The following is a 501-nucleotide window of genomic DNA, read 5'->3' as shown; positions in this document are numbered from 1 at the left end:
CATAAATCCGCCCGTTCATATGGATCAAACCCACCTCATCCAGCATCTCGTGCCCGGTGAAGCCGCGCTTGGTGATGCCGGTAATGTTCGTTTCGAGTTCGCTTAACGCCTTATCCACCAATGGGCCCCAGTTCAACGGATCGCGGCGCTGGCCCCAGGGATCGAAGCTCATCCGCGCGACCAATTGACCGATCTCGTTGCTGATGATGTCGATCGAGCCCAGATGGTCTTTGTGCAGGTAGTGGGTGGTTTTGCCCGCCGGTTGGCCGTCGGCACTGCGGGTGTAGCTGATCAGCGCGCCGCCGGGAAGGCGACGCTTGATCTCCAACCGACCGCCCGGGTGCGTGATGCGCTCCACATTGCCCAGGTAGCGGGTGAGGGTGGTGGCACCCTGCGCGCTCTCGTCCGTGCGCAGGTAGCGGGCCCGGCTCGGACTGTAGGCAAAACGGGTGGTGTGACCGCCTTTGCTGATTTTAGTGGGCTTGTCGAAGCTGCTGTACT

General features: G+C 61.5%; 1 protein-coding gene. It reads right to left on the bottom strand.

The window, feature by feature from the left end:
• Positions 1 to 501, bottom strand: a 501-nt coding sequence (locus ACQCLF_RS16040) for an RHS repeat domain-containing protein (protein WP_426989103.1), incomplete at both ends; no start/stop codon positions are given.

This window comes from Marinimicrobium sp. ARAG 43.8 (assembly GCF_050113635.1).
Lineage (GTDB): Bacteria > Pseudomonadota > Gammaproteobacteria > Pseudomonadales > Cellvibrionaceae > Marinimicrobium.
The sequence above is the reverse complement of the archived record's forward strand: the minus strand, read 5'-3'. Positions and strand labels throughout refer to the sequence as shown.